The sequence below is a fragment of the Candidatus Pelagibacter sp. HIMB109 genome (assembly GCF_052048155.1).
Taxonomy (GTDB): Bacteria; Pseudomonadota; Alphaproteobacteria; order Pelagibacterales; family Pelagibacteraceae; genus HIMB114.
On record NZ_JBNAIK010000001.1, the window covers coordinates 167200 to 181423 of the forward strand.

Annotated in this window: 20 protein-coding genes; 7 read left to right on the forward strand and 13 right to left on the reverse strand. The window is 29.0% G+C overall.

Annotated features, from left to right (window positions below; all coding sequences use genetic code 11):
• Positions 1-9 precede the first annotated feature (9 nt).
• The 11 genes from ACTTAQ_RS01035 to ACTTAQ_RS01085 form a co-directional block, all read right to left on the reverse strand.
• The gene (locus ACTTAQ_RS01035; protein WP_440694768.1) at positions 10-1170 is read right to left on the reverse strand and encodes a pyridoxal phosphate-dependent aminotransferase; all 1161 of its coding nucleotides are present in this window, start codon (positions 1168-1170) and stop codon (positions 10-12) included.
• Positions 1170-2318 carry an alpha-hydroxy acid oxidase gene (locus ACTTAQ_RS01040; RefSeq protein ID WP_440694769.1) on the reverse strand — a complete coding sequence of 383 codons (1149 nt, stop codon included), beginning with the start codon at positions 2316-2318 and terminating at the stop codon, positions 1170-1172. The genes ACTTAQ_RS01035 and ACTTAQ_RS01040 overlap by 1 nt, the downstream gene beginning before the upstream one ends.
• 9 nt (positions 2319-2327) lie before the next feature.
• Positions 2328-2810, reverse strand: coding sequence for an acyloxyacyl hydrolase (locus tag ACTTAQ_RS01045; RefSeq protein ID WP_440694771.1), 483 nt, complete (start codon positions 2808-2810; stop codon positions 2328-2330).
• 39 nt (positions 2811-2849) lie between these two features.
• Complete coding sequence (locus ACTTAQ_RS01050) at positions 2850-3371, reverse strand: NUDIX domain-containing protein (RefSeq protein ID WP_440694773.1); 522 nt, start codon at positions 3369-3371, stop codon at positions 2850-2852.
• Positions 3358-3711 (reverse strand): cytochrome c-type biogenesis protein, encoded by a 354-nt coding sequence (locus tag ACTTAQ_RS01055; protein ID WP_440694775.1) that lies wholly within the window; start codon positions 3709-3711, stop codon positions 3358-3360. Before ACTTAQ_RS01055 ends, ACTTAQ_RS01050 begins: the two co-directional genes overlap by 14 nt.
• Positions 3708-4226 (reverse strand): redoxin family protein, encoded by a 519-nt coding sequence (locus tag ACTTAQ_RS01060; protein WP_440694777.1) that lies wholly within the window; start codon positions 4224-4226, stop codon positions 3708-3710. The genes ACTTAQ_RS01055 and ACTTAQ_RS01060 overlap by 4 nt, the downstream gene beginning before the upstream one ends.
• Positions 4204-6066, reverse strand: coding sequence for a heme lyase CcmF/NrfE family subunit (locus ACTTAQ_RS01065; RefSeq protein ID WP_440694779.1), 1863 nt, complete (start codon positions 6064-6066; stop codon positions 4204-4206). The genes ACTTAQ_RS01060 and ACTTAQ_RS01065 overlap by 23 nt, the downstream gene beginning before the upstream one ends.
• Positions 6056-6499, reverse strand: a complete 444-nt coding sequence (gene ccmE / locus ACTTAQ_RS01070; RefSeq protein WP_440694781.1) for a cytochrome c maturation protein CcmE — start codon at positions 6497-6499, stop codon at positions 6056-6058. The genes ACTTAQ_RS01065 and ccmE overlap by 11 nt, the downstream gene beginning before the upstream one ends.
• A complete protein-coding gene (locus ACTTAQ_RS01075) occupies positions 6499-7200 on the reverse strand; it encodes a heme ABC transporter permease (RefSeq protein ID WP_440694783.1) in 702 nt (233 codons plus the stop codon). The genes ccmE and ACTTAQ_RS01075 overlap by 1 nt, the downstream gene beginning before the upstream one ends.
• 158 nt (positions 7201-7358) lie before the next feature.
• Entirely contained in the window at positions 7359-7691 is a 333-nt protein-coding gene (gene hspQ, locus ACTTAQ_RS01080; protein ID WP_009373166.1) for a heat shock protein HspQ, read from the reverse strand.
• 34 nt (positions 7692-7725) lie between these two features.
• Positions 7726-8454, reverse strand: a complete 729-nt coding sequence (locus tag ACTTAQ_RS01085; RefSeq protein ID WP_440694785.1) for a DUF3108 domain-containing protein — start codon at positions 8452-8454, stop codon at positions 7726-7728.
• Here ACTTAQ_RS01085 and ACTTAQ_RS01090 point away from each other — a divergent pair.
• From ACTTAQ_RS01090 to ACTTAQ_RS01100, 3 genes are read left to right on the forward strand one after another with little or no spacing between them, the layout of a single operon-like run.
• Positions 8453-8998, forward strand: coding sequence for a septation protein A (locus ACTTAQ_RS01090; RefSeq protein WP_440694787.1), 546 nt, complete (start codon positions 8453-8455; stop codon positions 8996-8998). The two genes, ACTTAQ_RS01085 and ACTTAQ_RS01090, sit on opposite strands and share 2 nt — an antisense overlap.
• On the forward strand, positions 8991-9320 hold the full coding sequence (locus ACTTAQ_RS01095) for a DUF2794 domain-containing protein (protein ID WP_009373163.1): 330 nt from the start codon (positions 8991-8993) through the stop codon (positions 9318-9320). Before ACTTAQ_RS01090 ends, ACTTAQ_RS01095 begins: the two co-directional genes overlap by 8 nt.
• A complete protein-coding gene (locus tag ACTTAQ_RS01100) occupies positions 9317-9451 on the forward strand; it encodes a DUF2256 domain-containing protein (protein ID WP_440694788.1) in 135 nt (44 codons plus the stop codon). Before ACTTAQ_RS01095 ends, ACTTAQ_RS01100 begins: the two co-directional genes overlap by 4 nt.
• A gap of 36 nt (positions 9452-9487) precedes the next feature.
• Here the strand turns inward: ACTTAQ_RS01100 and ACTTAQ_RS01105 are convergent, their stop codons facing one another.
• Entirely contained in the window at positions 9488-10246 is a 759-nt protein-coding gene (locus ACTTAQ_RS01105) for a Bax inhibitor-1/YccA family protein (protein ID WP_440694790.1), read from the reverse strand.
• Between the two features lie 79 nt (positions 10247-10325).
• The gene (locus tag ACTTAQ_RS01110) at positions 10326-10901 is read right to left on the reverse strand and encodes a YjbE family putative metal transport protein (protein ID WP_440694792.1); all 576 of its coding nucleotides are present in this window, start codon (positions 10899-10901) and stop codon (positions 10326-10328) included.
• A 46-nt stretch (positions 10902-10947) separates the two neighbouring features.
• On the opposite strand from ACTTAQ_RS01110, the gene ACTTAQ_RS01115 reads away from it, so the two are divergent.
• The 4 genes from ACTTAQ_RS01115 to ACTTAQ_RS01130 are packed head-to-tail and all read left to right on the forward strand — an operon-like array spanning position 10948 to position 14066.
• Positions 10948-11994: an aldo/keto reductase gene (locus ACTTAQ_RS01115; protein ID WP_440694794.1), complete on the forward strand. Its 1047-nt coding sequence runs from the start codon at positions 10948-10950 to the stop codon at positions 11992-11994.
• Positions 11985-12494: an invasion associated locus B family protein gene (locus ACTTAQ_RS01120; RefSeq protein WP_440694795.1), complete on the forward strand. Its 510-nt coding sequence runs from the start codon at positions 11985-11987 to the stop codon at positions 12492-12494. The genes ACTTAQ_RS01115 and ACTTAQ_RS01120 overlap by 10 nt, the downstream gene beginning before the upstream one ends.
• Positions 12495-13682 (forward strand): argininosuccinate synthase, encoded by a 1188-nt coding sequence (locus ACTTAQ_RS01125; RefSeq protein ID WP_440694797.1) that lies wholly within the window; start codon positions 12495-12497, stop codon positions 13680-13682. It begins immediately after the preceding gene.
• Positions 13683-14066, forward strand: a complete 384-nt coding sequence (locus tag ACTTAQ_RS01130) for a phosphate-starvation-inducible protein PsiE (RefSeq protein WP_440694799.1) — start codon at positions 13683-13685, stop codon at positions 14064-14066.
• Positions 14067-14224 lie beyond the last annotated feature (158 nt).

Here is a 14224-nt window from a genome sequence, read left to right on the forward strand (position 1 = left end):
ATTTATATATTAGAGAATTTTTTTTATTTTCTCCAATGCTTTTTCAATATTTTCATACGAATTTGCAAAGCTAAATCTTACAAAATTTGTGCATGATTTACCAAAACTAGTACCTGGAACTAACGCTACGCCTGCATCATATAAGCATTTTTCAGCAAAAGTATCTCCACTCATCCCAGTTTCACTCACATTAGGAAATGTATAAAAAGCTCCCCCTGGATTATTACATTTAATGCCAGGTAAGCTATTTAATCCATTTACAATTAACTCTCGACGCTTATCAAATTTTTCCATCATATCATCTAGAAAATCATGAGGTCCCTCTAGAGCTGCTAATGCTGCAACTTGATTAGCAGCGGACACACATGAATAGCTATTGATTGCCATTCTAGTAACTTTATCAATTAGGCTTTCTGGCCACACACTCCAACCCAATCTCCATCCCGTCATTGCGTAAGTTTTGCTCCAACCATCCATAACAATTAAACGATCATAGAGTTCAGGATAGTAAAAAAATGACGGCATCTTTTTTCCATCATAAATTTGTCTTGAGTAAATTTCATCGCTCAATATTGCAACTTCAGGGTATTTTTTTAATCCTTGCACAAGCTTATCAATTTCATTTTTATCAATAAGCCCCCCTGTTGGATTTTGCGGATTATTTATTATCAGCAATCTTGTTTTATCATTTATTAGCGAAAGTACTTCATCTGCATTAAATGAAAAATTTTTCTTCTCAGATAAATACATAGGAATTGCTTTTGCACCTGTATAATTAATTACCGACTCATAAATTGGAAACCCTGGCTCTGGATAAATAATTTCTGTACCAGGTTGTCCAAACATCATAATCGCAAAATACATTGAAGGTTTTCCACCAGGCGCAATAAAAACTCTTGCTGAGTCTATTTCAGCACCATACATTTTTTTTATATGCCTGCTTACACCATCTCTTAGTTCTTGTGTTCCGTTAGCGGGTGTATATCCGTGATGCCCATCGTCTAATGCTTTTTTTCCTGCCTCTACAATATGTTTTGGGGTTAAAAAATCAGGTTGCCCAATACCTAAATTTATAATTTCTCTTCCTTCGCTTTCTAATTTTTTTGCTTTTGCCAAGATAACAAAAGCATTCTCAGTACCTAATCTTGAAAAATTATCAGCTATCTTCATTATCTATATGCAATCTTGTCTTTGGTTAATTCATTAACATTACGTGTTCCCATTAACGTCATCCCTCTAGTAATTTCATCTTTCATTTTTTGCAAAACTCTTTCGACACCTGGCTGACCTCCAGCGCCTAATGCATATAAATATGCTTTCCCAATAGAGCATGCTTTTGCTCCGAGAGCCAGAGCTTTTAAAACATGAGTGCCTCTTCTAATTCCACCATCTAGAATTATTTCGATTTTATCTCCAACAGCTTCAACTAGAGTCTCTAGTTGATCAAATGGTGCACGTGAACCATCTAGCTGTCTGCCTCCATGATTTGAAATCATAATTGCGGTTGCTCCAATATCAATTGCTCTTTTAGCATCTTCAACAGACATAACTCCTTTTAAAGCAAATGGTCCATTCCATTTTTTTGCAGCATACTCTGCATGCTTCCAATTCATTGTCGTATCAAATTGAGAATTAATATAATCCATAATTGATATTTCAATACTCGATCCTTTTTTAGTTAAGTGAGAAATATTTGCTAACTTAAACTTTGGACCCATCAAATATCTTAGACTCCACTCTGGATGAGTAGCAAAACTAAACAAGCTTTCTAAGGTAAGTTTTGGTGGTGTTGTAAATCCAGTACGATGATCTCTTTCTCTATTGCCCGCTACAATAGTATCAACGGTTAAACACATAGCTTTAAACCCAGATCGTTGACAACGTTCTATCAAATTATCTGTAAGACCTTGGTCCTTATGAATATATAATTGAAACATTTTTGGGCCACCTGAAATATTTGAAACTTCTTCAATACTTTTTGTTCCCATTGTTGACAAACTAAAGAAAGTTCCAAATTTCTCTGCAGCTCTTGCAGTCGCTTGTTCTCCTTCATGATGGTACATTTGATGCATAGCTGTTGGTGAAAGAAATAATGGAAAATCAATTTTCTGGCCCAGTACTGTTGTTGAAGTATCAACATTACTCACATCAGTTAAAACATTTGGAACTAAGTCACATTTGTTAAAAGAATCTGTATTTCTCTTTAAGGTACTCTCATCGTCAGCACCACCATCAATATAATGAAAGATGGGAGAGGGTAATTTTTTTTTAGCAAGTTTACGAAAATCATCTACGTTATGACAATCGTTTAACTTCATATCTAAAAGTTAATACTGTGTGTAAAAAGTGAATGCGATATTATTAGCACCAGGATTTTTATCACCTATACTAGCATTAGAAATATGGCTATATGATAATCCAAAATTACTTTTGTCTCCAAAATTCCAACCAAGATTGATTTGAGACTTAAATTCAATGTTATGGCCTAAATCTTTTCCATCCCCTTCATCATAATATCCTGGAGTAAAACTTGGGCTAATTAAAAAATTTCCAATTTTATAGTCAATTTTGTAACCTGCATAAACCATTGAAGCATTATCTCCTGTTAACATAGCGCCAGTAATTGGTACTAATTTACCAATAGAAGTTTCAAATGCTTTATCTTCTCCAAAACTATAAGTACCTTCTAAAAATCCAGCTTTTTTCTTATCATCACTATAATCTAAAACACCAGTTGATAGTGCCAATCCCTTAGCAAAAGCTGATGAAGTTAATAAAACAAATAGTCCTGATAGAAATAATTTCTTCATTAAATGGTAACTATATTATTCAAGGTTGAATTAAAAGACCTAATCTTTGTCAAAAGTGTGAAAAATCGGCAAATTTTTAGGCAATTTTTTATATTTTTTAATAGCATAAGCTACGCTAGGAAAAGCTAGATGTTTCCATGGTATCTCATCAAAACTAAAATATTTTGCCTCGAGAGTTTCAATGCCAGGTTTGTAAGTTTTATTTACGTGATCAGCCAAAAATACAAATTGAATTAAATTTTTTTTTCGAACAGTAAAAATAATGAATAATTTTTTTAATTTTATTCTAATATTTACTTCTTCTTTTGCTTCTCTAATTGCTCCTTCTTCCGGAGTTTCGCTTGCATCTAGATATCCAGATGGGAAAGTCCATTTTCCATAACTAGGCTCAATTGCTCTTCTACATAATAAAATTTTTTTATTTTTAACAACTAAGGACCCAGCTACAATTTTAGGATTTTTATAATCAATAAAACCACACTTTTTACAAACTTTTCTTTTTTTTTGCTCTAAATCAGTTTTTTTGTAAATATAAATATGACAACATTTATCTAATTTCATTTGATCTCCTAAAAATAAAGAAAATACCTATTAAAAAGAAGAAGATGGGAGCTATCCAAAGAAATATAAATTTTTTAGAAAAATCAGGATTTAATATTATTTCTTCTCCATATTTTGATATCAAAAATTCATAAATATCTTCATCAGTATTCTTTTCTTTTATCTTTTTTGCAATAAAGGTTTTTATATCTTTCGCAAAATCTGAATTAGACTCATAAACTGATTGTCCTTCGCACACAAGGCAGCGTAAATTTTTAGTAATTGAATTTGTTCTATCCTGAACCTCATTAGCATATGCAATACTAAACCAAGAAATAATAAAAACTAAAAAAAATTTCATTTTAAATTTATAACCTTTTTAACAAAATTATTGTCAATTGGACCAATATGCTTTGCAATAATTTTAAAATTTTTATCAACTAAAAATGTTTCTGGAACTCCAAACGCACCAAGTTGAATTGATAAAGCGCCATCGCTATCAATTAAAACTTTTTCAAAAGGGTTTTGATACTTTTCAATAAATGCTTTGGCATTTTTTTGATTATCCTTGTAATTAATACCAATAATCTTAATTTTACTATTTTTTAATTGCATCAAAACAGGATGCTCAATTTTGCAAGGTGCACACCAGGATGCAAAAATGTTAACAACAAACTTTTCATTACTAACAATATTTGCAAGCGACAAAACTTTATTTTTGTACAATGTTTTAGATTGCAAATTTGGTATTTGACTACCAATCAAAACTTTTGGATTAAATTTTTTTTCTTTAAATAAAGAATAATAAAAAAAATAAAAAATAATTATTGAAGCTAATATTAAGCTTAATATTTTAAATCCTTTTTTTAAATACACTTAAAAAACCTCCAAAAATAATTAACAACAAGCCAAGCCAAATGCCATGAATTAAATAGTTATAATAGTATCTCGCGCCTAAAATTACACTTTGAGAATCTGGAAAATTAATAGCTAAATAATAATTAGAAAAAAAAGTTGGTTTTATACTTGTCTCAGAGGTAATTTGATTTGGTTGAAAATACTTTCTAACAGAGGGTTCTAAATTAAATACTTCTTTCCCACTTCTGATTTCAAATTTAGTTTTCATTTCTAAATAATTTTCTATTTTGCTAATACTTTGATCAACAAATTTTAAAGATAAATTATCAAAACTTTTTGTTTCATTAATTTTTATTTCAAAGTCTTTTGTGTAAGAATAATAAGAGTTAAGAAAAATAGATAAGAAAAATATACCTACGCCCATATGTGACAAAAGCCTCGGCAAATAAAAAGGCTTAACTCTAATACTACCTTTATAAATTTCGCCCAAAATCGAAAATATTAAGAATAATGATGAGGCTATCCCTAAAAATAAAATCAAATCATAGCTATTTGATAATACAATTATGATTATAGATAAAACCAAACATAAAATAAAAATATAAATATAAATGTATAAAGCTTGTAGTTTGATTTTATTAGACCATTTTAACAATGGTCCGATGGACATAAGAACTAAAAATATAAAAACAAATGGTGCGAGTATAGTGTTGTAATATACTGGTCCAACAGAGATTGTTTGATCAAAAATAGATAAAATTATCGGATAAATTGTACCTAACAAAACTACAAAAAGAAAAAACAACAAAAAAAGATTATTTAAATTCACAAAACTTTCTTTTGATAAAAAATAATTAGTAATTGGTTTATTTTTTTCTGAACAAAGAATGTGAATTATTAAAGACGAAAGTGTAATTATAAATATTATCATCAATATAAAAACACCACGATCTGGATCGTTAGCAAATGCATGTACTGAATTGAGCACTCCTGACCTCACTAGAAACGTACCTAATAAACTCAAAGAAAAAGTAATTATGGCCAATAAACTTGTCCAACTTTTCATTTGATTCTTTAGTTTTAAAACTAGCATAGAATGAATTAGTGCTGTGCCCGCTAACCATGGCATTAAAGATGCATTTTCAACAGGATCCCAAAACCAATATCCACCCCAACCAAGTTCATAATATGCCCATACTGATCCTAAAGTAATTCCAATAGTTAAAAATACCCACGCTATCATTACCCATGGCCAGCTAATAATTGCCCAATTTGAATTTAAATTTTTATTTACTAAACCAGATAAAACCAAACTAAGAGTTAAAGAGAAACCAACATAGCCTAAATACAAAAATGGAGGATGAATTACTAATAAAGGGTCTTGAAGTATAGGGTTTAAACCCAATCCTTCTATGGGTCTAGGAATAATCATGTCAAAAGGATTGGATGTGGTAATTAAAAAAATTAAAAAAATTAAAAATAAATTATTTTGAAAAAAAATTACCCATGATTTGAATTTCTCACTTTCTGCTTTGTTAAAAAAAATAGAAAATAAAGAACCGTAAACAGCAATAATAACTATAAAAAGCAATAAACTTCCTTCGTGATTTCCCCAGGTCCCAGCTATTTTATAAAAGATTGGCTTTAATGTATGTGAATTTTCATAAACTGCTGCAATACTAAAATTTGATGAGTAAAAAAAATAAATTAGCAAGAGAAAAGTAAAAATAATTAAAATTGAAGAAAAATTAAATAATCTAATTGATAAATTAAATTTTTTTTGAAAAAAAAATAAATTGCTTAAAAAAGAGAAAAAAATACTTAATATTAATACTCCATTAGCAAAATTACTTGCCATAATTTTTGTTCCAATCACCAGATTTTTTTAATGCATCGGCAACTTCTTTCGGCATATAATTTTCATCATGCTTAGCTAATATTTTTGATGCCATTAAGCTATTTCTTGTGCTTAATTTTCCTTCAACAACTGCACCCTGACCCTCTTCAAATAGATTGGGTTTGATACCTATATAATTTACTGAAATATCATTTTTAAAATCTGTGATAATAAAAGAATACTTGTTACCTTCTTTAATTAAAGAACCCTTTTTTACCATTCCACCTATACGAATTAATCCATTTGGTAACTCTGTGGAAATATATAACTCGCTTGGAGAAAAAAAATAAACTGTATTTTTTGATAATGACTCATAAATAAATTTACCAATTATTATGAAGGCAATGGCTGATACTAAGAAAAAACTTAATCTTTGTTTTGTTTTATTGTTCATTATCTTTTTGAATGAATTCTAAGATTTAAACTTTCAAGTTTAAATCTAATTAAAAAAACAATTACTGAGAACGCGAGAAAAGACAAAAACATGACTATAAGAGGAGTAAGCATTGATGAATGAATTGTAGAACTTTCTGTAAGTTTAATTGTTGCAGGCTGATGCAGAGTATTCCACCAATCTACAGAAAATTTAATAATTGGTAGATTAGCCAAACCAATTAATGCAATAATAGATGATAATTTTTCTGCTAAATGAAAATTTGTAATTATTTTCCAAGAAAGAATATATGCAATATAAAATATTACTAAAATAAGCATTGAAGTTAATCTTGCGTCCCATGTCCAAAAAGTGCCCCAAGTCGGCTGGCCCCAAATTGATCCGGTAAAAAGTGATATTAATGAAAAAGTAAAACCAATAGGCGCAATACTTTTTGTTATTATTGTAAAAACTCTATTTTTAAAAATTAATGCAATAAAACTGCAAACACACATCACTGCATAAATTTGTAAAGCCAACCAAGATGCTGGCACATGGACATACATGATCCTTACCGTATCTCCTTGCAAATAATCTGCAGGAGATAAAAAGAGGGATAGTATCAAACCAAATATTACTAGAGTGAGAAAAAAAATTTTTACCCAAAAAAGATAATGGTCATGAAAGCTTTTAAAGTTTTTGGTGTTTAAATATTTAAACATTTCGCAAAAACTAAAGAAAATAATTTATTTTGGTATGTGTTAGTCTGTCCAGTTTGAAGAGGGAGAATGGGAAAAACTTCAAACTGGACTATGAATATTGATTTAGATTAGGAAAATGTCTGATTGCTGAAGAAAAAGTGTTTTATTTTAGGCGAATATTAATTTGTGGATCTAAGATACAGACCGTCTTTTCCTTGTCCATTAAAGATCTCTTTCACCAATGGATGGCCAACTGGCTCGTTTCTATCGTCTAAGACTAAATTTTGTTCAGATACGTAAGCTTCATAAGTGATTTCATCATTTTCTGCCAAGATATGGTAGAATGGCTGATCCTTTCTTGGTCTCACATCTTTTGGTATAGATTGATACCATTCTTCTGAATTATTAAACTCAAAGTCTACATCGTAGATAATGCCTCTAAATTCAAACAAGCGGTGTCTTACAACTTCTCCAATAGAAAATTTTGCTTTTTGAGGAATTTTATTTTTCATTAGTATTTAATAGTTAATTATCATTACTCATAAATCAAGGGTTTAAAACTGTTGATAAATACATTTTCACGGGAATAATTTTTGATTTTGCCTCAAAGTAGGTTGGCAATACATTATTTTTAAATTTTGAAAAATAAATATCTAAATACCTTGAATTCAATTTTTTTTCTCTTTTTAATTTATGTCCTGAGATTGCTTTATAATTTAGTCTACAAACAAAAATAATTTTATATTCTTTTTTATTAAATTTAATTTTTGATTTATTTTTTTCTTTAGGTGTTAAAAATATTTCGTACACATCATCGCCATCATATATTCTATTTTTAAAATTACATTTAGCATCTATTTTATTACTATAAAGAATTTCACTTACAGCTGTTAATGGATCTAATACATTTCTTAAATCTATTTTTTTTATTGATTTGTAATTTTTACCTTTATTAAGATTAATATTACTCAGGTCAATATCACCATTTTTAACTTTAAATTGGTAAATTTTTTCTTTATTTTTTTTTTTTAAATTAAAATAATATTCTAAATTGTTTTTATCATATGTTGTCTGAATTATATTTTCAAAACTAAAAAAGTGACCGGCTAGACCTTTGCTATGAATTATAGAATAAATCTTTCCATCCTTTATATTTAACTTTAAATTTAAGAAATTTAAATTTAAACCATAAGCCTCGTAATTATATTCTCTTGAAATACACTGCGAAGTCTGAAAACATAGAACAATAAATAATAATAAAATTTTTTTACACATGAATAAATCAACCTTAAAGTTTATAGCAGACTTTGGTCCGTTATTAATTTTTTTTATTTATTACAAAAAATTTGGGATGACTGAGGCAATACTGCCACTAATAATAGCTACAATAGTAGCAACTGGAATATTGTATTTTGTCGAAAAAAAAATTCCTAAAGTTCCAATTATCAGTGCAGTGATAGTCTCCTTGTTTGGTGGATTAACTCTGTATTTTGATAATAAAATATTTTTTTATATGAAGCCAACAATTGTGAATTTACTTTTTGCATCTGTTTTATTTTGTGGAAGCTTTTTTCTTAAAAAAAATTTACTAAAATCTTTATTGGAAAGTTCTATCCAGCTTGAAGAAAGGGGCTGGGAGTTGCTAAATAAAAGATGGATGATTTTCTTTATTTTTTTAGCTTTCCTAAATGAGATTGTTTGGAGAACCCAAACAGAGGACTTTTGGGTTAAATTTAAAGTATTTGGTATAATTCCAATCACGTTTATATTTATGATATTTCAAATCAATCTAATTAAAAAATATAAAGTAAATGTTTAAATTAATAAAAAACAAAAATTTTAAAGAAGAAATTTTTTTTAACAAAAAAGAATTAGGAGAAATTTTAAATATATATGGAGCCATGGTCTCAAAAGGGGAATGGAAAGATTATGCAATTTTTATAAATAAAAACATTGTAGGTTTTGATATTTATAGAAAAGCAACTGAGAAACCTTTGTTCCAAATTATAAAAAGTTTAAAAAGTAAAGTTGGACAAAAATATCAATTAAAAGATCAGTATGGCAAAGTTATTAAATATTCTGATGAAATTAAGAATATCATCTCAGTTTTGTACAAAAGAAATATTCGCTTAATTAAGTGAAAAAGAAAGAACACCTTCCAGAAAAAATTTGTAAAACTTGCAACCGAGCTTTTACTTGGAGAAAAAAATGGGAAAAAAACTGGGTGAACGTTAAGTATTGTTCAAAAAAATGCTCAAATAAAAAACCCTAGTCTAACATTATTATTAGAACTAGGGTTTTTAAAAACTTATCTTCTTTGACCAAAAAGTCTTAACAACATTATAAATAAATTAATGAAATCTAGATATAATGTTAAGGCGCCCATAACAGCTTTTTTTGATGAAACTTCTGTACTATCACTCTCAAAATACATATTTTTAATTTTTTGAGTGTCATATGCTGTCAAGCCTACAAAAATTAAAACACCTAAAACCGAAACAACAAAGTAAACAGCTGATGATTTTAAAAAAATATTTACTAATGAAGCAATTAATATTCCTATTAATCCCATTAATAAAAACGAGCCCCAACCAGTTAAATCTTTTTTAGTTGTGTAACCGTACAAACTCATAGCTCCAAAAGTACCTGCTGTAATAAAAAACACTCTTGAGATACTAGCGCCAGTGTATTGCAAAAATATTGATGATAAAGACGCTCCCATTAAAGCTGCAAAAATCCAAAAAACTGTTTGAGCTCTTTGTGCACTCATTTTGTTAATTCCAAAACTCATGTAAAAAACAATGCCCAATGGCGCAAGTGCTATAACCCACATTAAAGCTGATGAGTAAATTGCATTTCCTAAAGACGTTAGTCCTACAATGTTACCGGCTTGATCAGTCACTACAGAAAACTTAAATAAACCTAGTGCAACAAAACCAGTTAACAACACACCAGATGCCATAAAGTTATAAACTTTTAGCATGTAACTTCTTAGACCTTCATGAACACTATCATTTGCAACCGTTGCAGATGATTGAACTCTGGCCATTCTATCTTTTAAATTCATAATCTCCTTTTAATTTTATTTATAAATTTAACATATATATGAGAAAATTTTGTGACAATTTCAAGGTGTCAAAAACCCCTTAAATCAATGTTTTTAAGTCAGAGTAAATTAAATCTATTGCAACATATAAAATGGCAATCAAACCAAGCCAAGCAATCCAAGCATACTTATTTATTAGTTTCGAAACTGCATTTGCCATTGTTGCCATAAGGATAATAGATAACACTAAACCAAATATTAAAAGATCATAATGATGTTTGGCGGCACCAGCTACGCCAAGAACATTATCTAGACTTAAACTAACATCTGCCAAAGCAATTGTACCAATTGCACTTATTAAAGATTTGTTTTTTGGGTTTATGTTAACTTCTTTTTTTTCTTCTTTCTGAATTACATCTTTATATAGCTTATAGACAACCCACAATAAAACTAATCCTCCGACTAATTTTAGTCCACTTATTTGTAAAAGATACGCAGTTAATAATGTAAAAATTATTCTTAAAACAACAGCAGCAGTAATACCCCAAAAAAATATTTTTTTTCTAATATTTGCATCAAATTTAGATGCGAGCATACCAATTATAATAGCGTTATCTGCAGCCAAAACTAAATCTATAAGAATTATTTGAATTAAAATGGCAATTTGTTCAGACATTAGAATTTTTATTTATAATTGTTTGATCATGGGGTAAACATTTTTAATGCTGTATAAAAAATTAGGGCATTCTAATATCAAAGTTAGTTCAATATGTCTTGGAACTATGACTTGGGGAGAGCAAAATAACCAAGATGAAGCTTTCCAACAAATGGATATGGCTTTTGATTATGGTGTAAATTTTTTTGATACTGCAGAATTATATCCAATTCCTCCCAGTGCTAACACCCAAGGTGAAACAAGTAGAATTATTTCAAAGTGGATTAATAAAAAGAAAAATAGAGATAGGTTGGTCATTGCAGATAAGATTGTAGGACGATCGAATATGGATTGGTTTCGGGATAATGGAGAAGAAACAAGGTTAAATAAAAAACAAATACAATTTGCTTTAGATAGATCTCTTAAAAATCTTGATACAGATTACATCGATCTATATCAATTACATTGGCCAGATCGACCATTAAATGTTTTTTCAGGTTTAGAATATCATCATAAAGATTCAAATGATGTCACTCCAATTCTTGAAACATTGGATTGTCTGACCGATTTTGTTAATGAGGGAAAAATTAAAACTATCGGTCTTTCTAATGAAACTGCCTGGGGAACTTTTGAATTTATTAAAACTGCAGAAATGAAAAATTTAGAAAAAATAGTTTCAGTTCAAAATCCCTATAATCTTTTAAATAGAAGTTATGAAGTTGGAATTTCAGAAATTTCAATTAGAGAAAATGTAGGCTTACTAGCTTATTCCCCTCTAGCAAGTGGAACACTAAGTGGAAAATATTTAGATGGAAAATTACCAGACGGAACTAGATTAAAACTTTTCGGAGATAGATACCCAAGATACAGAACACCTAACTCTGAACCGGCAATAAAAGAGTACATAAAAATTGCAAAAAGATTTAATCTAGATGTATGTCAGATGGCTATAAAATTTTGTGAAATTCAACCATTTGTAACTTCAGTTATAATTGGAGCTACGAAAATGGATCAATTAGAAAATAATTTAAAAAGCCACGAAATCAAACTTGATGATGAAGTAATTCAAGCTATAAACGAGGTACAATTAATATATTCAAACCCATGTCCATAAAAAAAATTCTAACAGTATTTTTGCTCTCATTTTTTTTTACAAGCAACTTAAGTGCTCAGATTAAAATTCAAAAGAAATTTAAAATGTGGGAAAGTCAGTTTTCTGGAGAAGGAAAAAATAAAATTTGTTTTGCAGTGACAATGCCGACTAAAATGTCCCCTGCAAATCTAAATCGAGCTGAAAGTAGAATATTTGTAACTTTTAGACCAAATGACGGTGTTTCAAATGAGATTAGCATTACCAATGGATATCCTTTTAGAAAGAAAAGTGGTGTTAATGTTAATGTTGGTAACGCCCAATTTAAGTTTAATACAAAAGGGAAATTTGCTTGGATGACAAGTTTAGATGACGAGCTAAAAATGATAAGAGCAATGAAAAAAGCAAATAAAGCTCAAGTTATAGGCGTATCATCACGAGGTAACAAAACCAGAGATACATATTCTATGATGGGATTTACTGATGCATATAATGCAGCAAGAAAAAACTGCAAAAATCAATAGATGAAAAAGATAAAAAAGATAGTACTCGCATATTCAGGTGGGTTAGACACCTCAGTAATTCTTAAATGGCTACAAGATAAATATAAAGCAGAAGTTATTTGTTATACCTCAGACCTAGGACAAGAAATTAATCGAAAAGCAATTTATACAAATGCTAAAAAATTAGGCGTAAAAAAAATTATTATAGAGGATTTAAAAGAAAAATTTGTAAAAGACTATGTATTTCCAATGATAAGAGGTAATGCACTTTACGAAGGAATATATTTGTTAGGCACATCTATTGCCAGACCATTAATTGCAAGAAGACAGATAGAAATTGCAAAAAAATTTGGCGCTCAAGCTGTTTCTCATGGAGCAACTGGAAAAGGGAATGATCAAGTAAGATTTGAGTTAGGTTACTATTACTTTGGTCCGAATATAAAAGTTATAGCACCATGGAGAAATTGGAATCTAAATTCAAGAACAGCATTAATAAAATACGCAAAAAAAAATGGGATTATCGTTCCTAAGGATAAAAAAGGTGCTCCACCCTTTTCTGTTGACGATAATTTATTGCATACATCCACTGAAGGAAAAGTTTTAGAAGATCCAAAAAAAGCTGCTCCTGAATATATTTTTCAAAGAACGGTATCTCCAGAAAAAGCACCTAATAGACCAACCTTTATTACTCTGGAGTATAAAAATGGTGATCCAATAAGTTTAAATAATAAAAAAATGTCACCAGCAAAACTTTTGGATAAATTAAATAATATTGCTGGCAAAAATGGAATTGGAAGAGTTGATTTGGTCGAAAATAGATTCATTGGTATAAAATCTCGAGGCGTCTATGAAACACCAGGCGGTACAGTATTATTGTTTGCAAATAGAGCTATCCAATCAGTAAATCTTGATAAAGAAACTATGCACAAAAATGATGAGCTGATGCCAAGATACGCAGAATTAATTTATAATGGTTATTGGTATTCAAAAGAAAGATTCAAAATTCAAAAAATAATCGACAAGAAAAGGTCGAAGATAAAGGGAAAAATTAAACTTAAGCTCTACAAAGGTAATATTTCAATTATATCAAGAATTTCAAAAAGCCCTTTATACTCTCTAAAAAAAGTAAGTTTTGAGGAAAACAAAACTTTTAACAAAAAAAATGTAGAGAATTTTATAAAGAAACACTGTAAGTTATTAAGGAAATAAATGAAAGATTTCATAAGAAGAATTCAGTTAGCAGGTGCAGCTATAGTTTTGGTTGCTACATCTTTAGCATTTACTCTTGAAATTATTCAAATGTATAAAGTTCAAACTATTCAGTTAGCTGATTTACTATTGCTTTTCATTTATTTAGAGGTCATGGGTATGGTCGGTAACTACTGGAGTAATCAATCTATTAGGCTTACTTATCCTTTATTCATAGCGATTACTGCATTAGCTCGTTTAATTATTTTACAAAAAAAAGATATTGATGCGTCAGTACTAATCTTTGAGTCTGGTGCAATATTATTGCTTGCTATTGCAATCGTAGTCTTGAAACTAAGAAAAAGTAAAATGTTAAAGACTAATGTGAGTAGAGAAGATTTATAAAAAAAATTAACAACATAATAAACCTTTAATATTTAATTAAAAGAATTTTAAGTTACTGAAAATTCAAATATTTAATTTTAATTTTTAGATTTAAAAAAATTAACCGCAAAAATACTTAATAAACTCACTGTGCAACAAATGGTTGAGTATTAAATATT

Bases quoted from the DNA above. Each gene is read 5' to 3' on its own strand.
- ACTTAQ_RS01095 (WP_009373163.1), top strand. From the start codon at position 8,991: ATGTTTAAATTAATAAAAAACAAAAATTTTAAAGAAGAAATTTTTTTT.
- ACTTAQ_RS01065 (WP_440694779.1), bottom strand. From the start codon at position 6,066: ATGGCAAGTAATTTTGCTAATGGAGTATTAATATTAAGTATTTTTTTC.
- ACTTAQ_RS01120 (WP_440694795.1), top strand. From the start codon at position 11,985: ATGTCCATAAAAAAAATTCTAACAGTATTTTTGCTCTCATTTTTTTTT.
- ACTTAQ_RS01110 (WP_440694792.1), bottom strand. From the start codon at position 10,901: ATGTCTGAACAAATTGCCATTTTAATTCAAATAATTCTTATAGATTTA.
- ACTTAQ_RS01035 (WP_440694768.1), bottom strand. From the start codon at position 1,170: ATGAAGATAGCTGATAATTTTTCAAGATTAGGTACTGAGAATGCTTTT.
- ACTTAQ_RS01075 (WP_440694783.1), bottom strand. From the start codon at position 7,200: ATGTTTAAATATTTAAACACCAAAAACTTTAAAAGCTTTCATGACCAT.
- ACTTAQ_RS01115 (WP_440694794.1), top strand. From the start codon at position 10,948: ATGCTGTATAAAAAATTAGGGCATTCTAATATCAAAGTTAGTTCAATA.
- ACTTAQ_RS01040 (WP_440694769.1), bottom strand. From the start codon at position 2,318: ATGAAGTTAAACGATTGTCATAACGTAGATGATTTTCGTAAACTTGCT.
- ACTTAQ_RS01130 (WP_440694799.1), top strand. From the start codon at position 13,683: ATGAAAGATTTCATAAGAAGAATTCAGTTAGCAGGTGCAGCTATAGTT.
- ACTTAQ_RS01105 (WP_440694790.1), bottom strand. From the start codon at position 10,246: ATGAATTTAAAAGATAGAATGGCCAGAGTTCAATCATCTGCAACGGTT.
- ACTTAQ_RS01085 (WP_440694785.1), bottom strand. From the start codon at position 8,454: ATGTGTAAAAAAATTTTATTATTATTTATTGTTCTATGTTTTCAGACT.
- ACTTAQ_RS01055 (WP_440694775.1), bottom strand. From the start codon at position 3,711: ATGAAATTTTTTTTAGTTTTTATTATTTCTTGGTTTAGTATTGCATAT.
- ACTTAQ_RS01050 (WP_440694773.1), bottom strand. From the start codon at position 3,371: ATGAAATTAGATAAATGTTGTCATATTTATATTTACAAAAAAACTGAT.
- ACTTAQ_RS01090 (WP_440694787.1), top strand. From the start codon at position 8,453: ATGAATAAATCAACCTTAAAGTTTATAGCAGACTTTGGTCCGTTATTA.
- ACTTAQ_RS01125 (WP_440694797.1), top strand. From the start codon at position 12,495: ATGAAAAAGATAAAAAAGATAGTACTCGCATATTCAGGTGGGTTAGAC.
- ccmE (WP_440694781.1), bottom strand. From the start codon at position 6,499: ATGAACAATAAAACAAAACAAAGATTAAGTTTTTTCTTAGTATCAGCC.
- hspQ (WP_009373166.1), bottom strand. From the start codon at position 7,691: ATGAAAAATAAAATTCCTCAAAAAGCAAAATTTTCTATTGGAGAAGTT.
- ACTTAQ_RS01045 (WP_440694771.1), bottom strand. From the start codon at position 2,810: ATGAAGAAATTATTTCTATCAGGACTATTTGTTTTATTAACTTCATCA.